This is a genomic window from Pseudomonas sp. NDM, assembly GCF_003105095.1.
GTDB classification, from domain to species: Bacteria; Pseudomonadota; Gammaproteobacteria; order Pseudomonadales; family Pseudomonadaceae; genus Aquipseudomonas; species Aquipseudomonas moraviensis_A.
In genome coordinates this window covers 1-5860 of the sequence record NZ_QETJ01000011.1, presented here as the reverse complement: position 1 = coordinate 5860, position 5860 = coordinate 1, and the positions used below count along the sequence as shown (strand labels likewise).

Genomic DNA, 5860 nt, shown 5'->3' with positions numbered 1-5860 from the left:
TTGATGTGGACGTCTTGCAGCCCGGTCGCTGGCCGGGCTCAACCCTGAACGGATTTGTGGTCATTTATGGAAAAGTCGAAGTTGCGCAAAGTCGCTATGGGTGTGGCGCTGACGGCGGTGGCCGGGTTGTTGTTGTACGCGGTGCAGGCACCGGCGGAGGCGCCGCAGTATCTGACCGCGACGGTGGAGCGCGGTGATATCGAGAACGCGGTACTCGCCACCGGGTTGCTCGAGGGCATCAAGCAGGTCGATGTCGGCGCGCAGGTGTCGGGGCAACTGAAGTCGCTCAAGGTCAAGGTCGGCGACAAAGTGAAGAAGGGCCAGTGGCTGGCGGAAATCGATCCACTGGTACTGCAGAACACACTGCGTCAGGCCCAGGTCGACGAAGAGAACCTGCAAGCGCAGAAGCGTGCGACCCAGGCCCAGTTGCGCCAGACCAAGGCGTTGTTCGAGCGTTATCGGAATTTGCAGGAGGACGCTTCGATCTCCCGTCAGGATTTCGAAACCGCGCAATCGAATTACGAAGTGCAGCAGGCCAACCTGTTGTCGCTGGACGCGCAGATCAAGAGTGCGCACATTCAGATCGACACCGCCAAGGTCAATCTGGCCTATACGCGAATCATTGCGCCCATCGACGGCGATGTGGTCGGTATCGTCACCCAGGAAGGCCAGACTGTCATCGCTAACCAGTTGGCGCCGATCCTGCTCAAACTGGCTGATCTGGACACCATGACTGTCAAGGCGCAGGTCTCGGAAGCGGATGTGATTCACATCGCGCCGGGGCAGGAGGTGTATTTCACCATTCTTGGCGAGGACAAGCGTTACTACGGCAAGCTGCGCGGCACTGAACCGGCACCGCAGAACTTCCTCGAAACGCCTCCGGCCGGGACGCCGAAGCAGAACACGGCGGTGTTTTACAACGCACTGTTCGAGGTGCCGAACCCGGATCATCGCCTGCGCATTTCCATGACTGCGCAAGTCCGCGTGGTGCTCGACACCGCCAAGTCCGTGCTGACCATTCCGGTGGCGGCGCTCGGTGCGCGCAACAGTGACGGCAGCTATCCGGTGCGGGTGCTCGACGCCAAGGGCCAGGCCCAGGTTCGCACGGTGCAGGTCGGGATCAACAACAACGTCAAGGTGCAGATCAACGACGGCCTGGCGGAAGGCGACCGCGTGGTGATCGGTGATCCGGTGTCCGCCGTGGCGGGGTCCTGACCATGGCCGAAGCCCTGCTGCAACTGAGCGGCATCACCCGCAGCTTTACAGCGGGCGACCGCGAATTCCTGGCGCTGAAAAACATCGATTTGACGATCCACGCCGGGGAAATGGTGGCGATCATCGGTGCGTCTGGCTCTGGCAAGTCGACCCTGATGAATATTCTCGGTTGCCTGGATTACGCCACCGCGGGCAGTTACAAAATCAACGGCCGGGAAACCCGCGACCTCGACAGCGAGGCGCTGGCGGAACTGCGCCGCGATTACTTCGGGTTCATCTTCCAGCGTTATCACTTGCTGCCGCACCTCAGCGCCATGCACAACGTCGAGATTCCGGCGATCTACGCCGGAACACCGGAGCCGCAACGCCATGCCCGCGCCCGTGAGCTGTTGGCGCGGCTGGGTCTGGAGCGACATCTGACGCATCGGCCGAGCCAGCTCTCCGGGGGGCAGCAGCAGCGCGTGAGCATTGCCCGCGCGTTGATGAACGGCGGTGAAGTGATCCTCGCCGATGAACCGACCGGCGCCCTCGACACCACCAGCGGCAAGGAGGTCATGCACATTCTGCAAGAGCTGCACGCCGCCGGGCACACGGTGATCCTGGTGACCCACGACCCGAAAGTCGCGGCGAATGCCGAGCGGATCATTGAGGTCAGCGACGGCGAAATCCTCAGCGACCGCCGTAATGTGCCGGACAGTGACGCGTCGGCGAACGACGATCGGCTCGCGCCGCACGCGACCGCAGCGCGGCGTCTGGTCGCCAGCCTCGGGCTGTTCAAGGAAGCCTTCAAGATGGCCTGGGTCGCGTTGATTTCCCATCGCATGCGCACCTTGCTGACCATGCTCGGCATCGTCATCGGCATCACTTCGGTGGTATCGATCTCGGCGATCGGCGAGGGCGCCAAGCGTTACGTGCTCAAGGACATTCAGGCGATCGGCAGCAACACCATCGATATCTATTCCGGGACCAGTTTCGGCGACAGCCGATCCGCCGCCATCGAAACCCTGGTGCCCGCCGATGTTGCAGCGCTCAATCAGCTGTATTACGTCGACAGTGCGACGCCAGTGGTCGGGCGCAATCTGCTGTTGCGTTACCGCAATATCGATGTCGATGCGCAGGTCAATGGCGTCAGCGATCTGTACTTCCAGGTGCGCGGGATCAAGATGGCCGCGGGCATTCACTTCAGCGAAAGCGATGCGCGGCGGCAGGCCCAAGTGGTGGTCATCGATCACAAGACCCGCCAGCGCCTGTTCGGCGAGCAGGTCGATCCGCTGGGGCAGGTGATCCTGATCGGCAATCTGCCGTGCACGGTGATCGGTGTGGCGGCGGAGAACAAGAACCTGTTTGCCGCGAGCAAATCGCTTAACGTCTGGGTGCCCTACGAAACCGCTGCCGGGCGCCTGCTGGGCCAGCGTTATCTGGACAGCATCAGCGTGCGCATCAAGGATGGCCAGCCGAGCAAAGTGGTGGAAGACAACGTCAACAAACTGATGCTGCAGCGTCACGGCACCAAGGATTTCTTCACCAACAACCTCGACAGCATCATGCAGACCGTGCAGAAGACCAGCCGCTCGCTGGCGTTGCTGCTGTCACTGATCGCAGTGATTTCGCTGGTGGTCGGTGGCATCGGGGTGATGAACATCATGCTGGTGTCGGTGACCGAACGCACTCGCGAGATTGGTATTCGGATGGCGGTCGGCGCCCGGCAATCGGACATTCGTCAGCAGTTTCTGGTGGAAGCGGTAATGGTCTGTCTGATCGGTGGCGCGATCGGCATTTCCCTGTCGTATGCCATCGGCCATCTGTTTTCGCTGTTCATCAAGGAATGGGAGATGGTGTTTTCAATGGCCTCGGTAATGACGGCGGTGTTCTGTTCGACCCTGATCGGTGTGGTGTTCGGCTTCGTACCCGCGCGCAACGCTTCGCGGCTCGACCCGATCGAAGCGCTGGCGCGGGACTGACCTCCCGTGGTCAGGGGGAGGCCGGGCTGTCCTGCGGCGAATACATCCACTTCATCAGCGAGTGCCGGCCGCTGATGCCCAGTTTGATCGCGGCGCGCTTGAGGTAACTCTCGACGGTGTTGACCTTCAGCTGCAACTGCGCGGCCAGTTCCGGCGCGGTGTGCCCGGCGAGCAGGCCGATGCACACTTCGCTTTCGCGGTTCGACAGTTTCAGCCCCAACTGCTGCAAACGCTCGTTGAAGCGCAGGCGCAGGGTCTCCAGCCCGCTGGTTTCGCTGGCTGGCGCCAGACTTTGCGCATCGACTTCAAGCGGCTGCACAGCGTTGATGTGTTTTTCCACCATCGGCAGCAGCACCGGGGAGATGTCCTGCAACAGGCTGCGTTCCTGAGCGGAAAAACGTTCCGACTGATCGTTGCGGTACACCGAAATCACGTAGCGGTAACCGTCCTTGCGCCGGGTCAGGTGCAATTGCGTGGCGTCGGCTGCGGTCGAGGATGGCTCGGGTGGCGGTCGGTCGCTGTGCTCGCTGAACAGGGTATCGGCTCGCAGCGCCTCGTCCTTCATCGGCTCGGGTTCGCAGCGCTGCGTCACCGGTTCGACGCGCATCTGGCGGATATGTGTGGCGTCCACCGCCAGTTGCGTGCGGATCAAGTCATGCAGCATGCGCGGGAAATGGCGGCTGCCGGTGCTGGCGATGACCTTGCCGATGTGCGGGAACAGGTGTGAGTTCATGTCTTCATCCGTGAGTGGCATTGGGCGGAGCGTGTCCCTGCGGCACCCGGCGTAGAGCTCCTTGGCCGGAAAAAATCTGCAGGTTTGGATCCTATCCTAGTACAACGTTTCAACTTGCGTTTAATCAAGCGCCAATGTGTGCGTTGCGATGATGCGCGATTTAAATAGTATGACGATTGGAGGCTTGCGCAGAAACACGTACTCTTGCCGCTGCGCTGCAAAGACCAAAACAACAACAGGAGTCTGTAATGCAACCGATTCGTCTCGGCCTGGTGGGCTACGGCAAGATCGCCCAGGATCAACACGTCCCCGCCATCCTCGCCAACCCGGCATTCCAGCTGGTGGCGGTCGCCACCCAGGGCAAACCTTGCGCCGGGGTGGAAAATTTCCAGTCGCTGGGCGAGCTGCTCGAGAACGGCCCGACCGTCGATGCGATTGCGTTCTGCACGCCGCCGCAGGGGCGCTTCGCGCTGGTGCAACAGGCATTGGCGGCCGGCAAGCACGTGCTGGTGGAAAAACCGCCGTGTGCGACATTGGGCGAGGCCATGGCCTTGGTCGATCAAGTCGCCGGGCAAGGCGTCAGCGCTCTGTTCGCCTGGCACTCGCGCTATGCGCCGGGCATCGCCGCCGCCCGTGACTGGTTGGCCAGCCGCACCCTGCAAAGCGTGCGGATCGACTGGAAGGAAGACGTACGCAAGTGGCATCCGGGTCAAGCGTGGATCTGGCAACCGGGTGGCCTGGGTGTGTTCGATCCGGGCATCAACGCCTTGTCGATCATCACCCACCTGCTGGCACTGCCGCTGTTCGTCGAAGCCGCCGAACTGCGCGTGCCGAGCAACTGCCAGTCGCCGATTGCCGCCTCGATCAAAATGTCCGATGCGCGTCGGCTCGACGTGCGCGCCGAGTTCGATTTCGACCATGGGCATGACGAACTGTGGAGCATCGAAATCCGCTGCGCCGAAGGCGTCCTGCGCTTGGACAACGGCGGTGCCGTCCTGAGCATCGACGGCGTCCGGCAAAGCGTATCGGAAGAGGGCGAGTACGCAGCGGTCTACCGCCACTTCCAGCAACTGATCGGCGACAAGGCCAGCGACCTGGATCTGCAACCCTTGCGCCTGGTGGCGGACAGTTTCTTTGTCGGCAGCCGGGCGTTGGTTGAGCCCTTTTACGATTAAGGATCGATTGTCCGGTTTGAGTGGACGGTGAAACGCTTTTCAGCCGATTTATCCCTTTGCTGTGCGTCAGTAATCTGTACCCAACTTGAACGCAACAACAAACTTCAAACTTGAAAAGGGACGCACACCATGACCACTCCAACCTACAACCGCCTGACAAAGACGACGCTATCGTGCTGCTGGTTGACCACCAGACCGGTCTGATCTCGCTGGTGCAGGATTTCTCGCCGAACGAGTTCAAGAACAACGTGCTGGCGCTGGCGGATCTGGCCAAGTTCTTCGACCTGCCGACGATCCTCACCACCAGCTTCGAACAAGGCCCGAACGGCCCGCTGGTACCGGAGCTGAAAGAGATGTTCCCGGACGCGCCGTACATCGCTCGCCCTGGTCAGATCAACGCTTGGGACAACGAAGATTTCGTCAAGGCAATCAAGGCCACCGGGCGCAAGCAGATCATCATTGCCGGTGTGGTCACGGATGTGTGCGTAGCGTTCCCGACCCTGTCGGCGCTGGCGGAAGGTTTTGATGTGTTTGTGGTGACTGACGCGTCCGGCACCTTCAACACCACTGTTCAGCAAGCTGCGTGGAGCCGCATGACTCAGGCTGGCGCGCAGATGATGAACTGGTTCTCGGTGGCCTGTGAGCTGCACCGCGACTGGCGCAACGACATTGAAGGCCTGGGTAACCTGCTGTCGCAGCGGATTCCCAACTACCGCAACCTGATGAACAGCTACTCGGCGCTGACGCAGCAGAAGTGAGTCATCGCTAACTAAAAA

At 61.2% G+C, this 5860-nt stretch carries 5 protein-coding genes; 4 read left to right on the top strand and 1 reads right to left on the bottom strand.

Annotated features, from left to right (window positions below):
- Positions 1-66 precede the first annotated feature (66 nt).
- A complete protein-coding gene (macA, locus tag DCO47_RS04725; RefSeq protein WP_042609572.1) occupies positions 67-1215 on the top strand; it encodes a macrolide transporter subunit MacA in 1149 nt (382 codons plus the stop codon).
- A 2-nt stretch (positions 1216-1217) separates the two neighbouring features.
- Entirely contained in the window at positions 1218-3176 is a 1959-nt protein-coding gene (locus tag DCO47_RS04720; RefSeq protein WP_065617028.1) for a MacB family efflux pump subunit, read from the top strand.
- A gap of 10 nt (positions 3177-3186) precedes the next feature.
- On the opposite strand, the gene DCO47_RS04715 is transcribed toward DCO47_RS04720, so the two are convergent.
- Positions 3187-3909 (bottom strand): helix-turn-helix transcriptional regulator, encoded by a 723-nt coding sequence (locus DCO47_RS04715; RefSeq protein ID WP_083353080.1) that lies wholly within the window; start codon positions 3907-3909, stop codon positions 3187-3189.
- Between the two features lie 248 nt (positions 3910-4157).
- Between DCO47_RS04715 and DCO47_RS04710 the strand changes: the two genes are divergently transcribed.
- Together DCO47_RS04710 and ycaC are read left to right on the top strand one after the other, a co-directional pair.
- Positions 4158-5084 (top strand): Gfo/Idh/MocA family protein, encoded by a 927-nt coding sequence (locus DCO47_RS04710; protein WP_116657588.1) that lies wholly within the window; start codon positions 4158-4160, stop codon positions 5082-5084.
- A gap of 110 nt (positions 5085-5194) precedes the next feature.
- Positions 5195-5842, top strand: a complete 648-nt coding sequence (gene ycaC, locus DCO47_RS04705) for an isochorismate family cysteine hydrolase YcaC (protein ID WP_165839184.1) — start codon at positions 5195-5197, stop codon at positions 5840-5842.
- Positions 5843-5860 lie beyond the last annotated feature (18 nt).

Excerpts from the sequence above, each read along its gene's own strand:
- DCO47_RS04715 (WP_083353080.1), bottom strand. The coding sequence starts at position 3,909 with ATGAACTCACACCTGTTCCCGCACATCGGCAAGGTCATCGCCAGCACC.
- DCO47_RS04720 (WP_065617028.1), top strand. The coding sequence starts at position 1,218 with ATGGCCGAAGCCCTGCTGCAACTGAGCGGCATCACCCGCAGCTTTACA.
- macA (WP_042609572.1), top strand. The coding sequence starts at position 67 with ATGGAAAAGTCGAAGTTGCGCAAAGTCGCTATGGGTGTGGCGCTGACG.
- DCO47_RS04710 (WP_116657588.1), top strand. The coding sequence starts at position 4,158 with ATGCAACCGATTCGTCTCGGCCTGGTGGGCTACGGCAAGATCGCCCAG.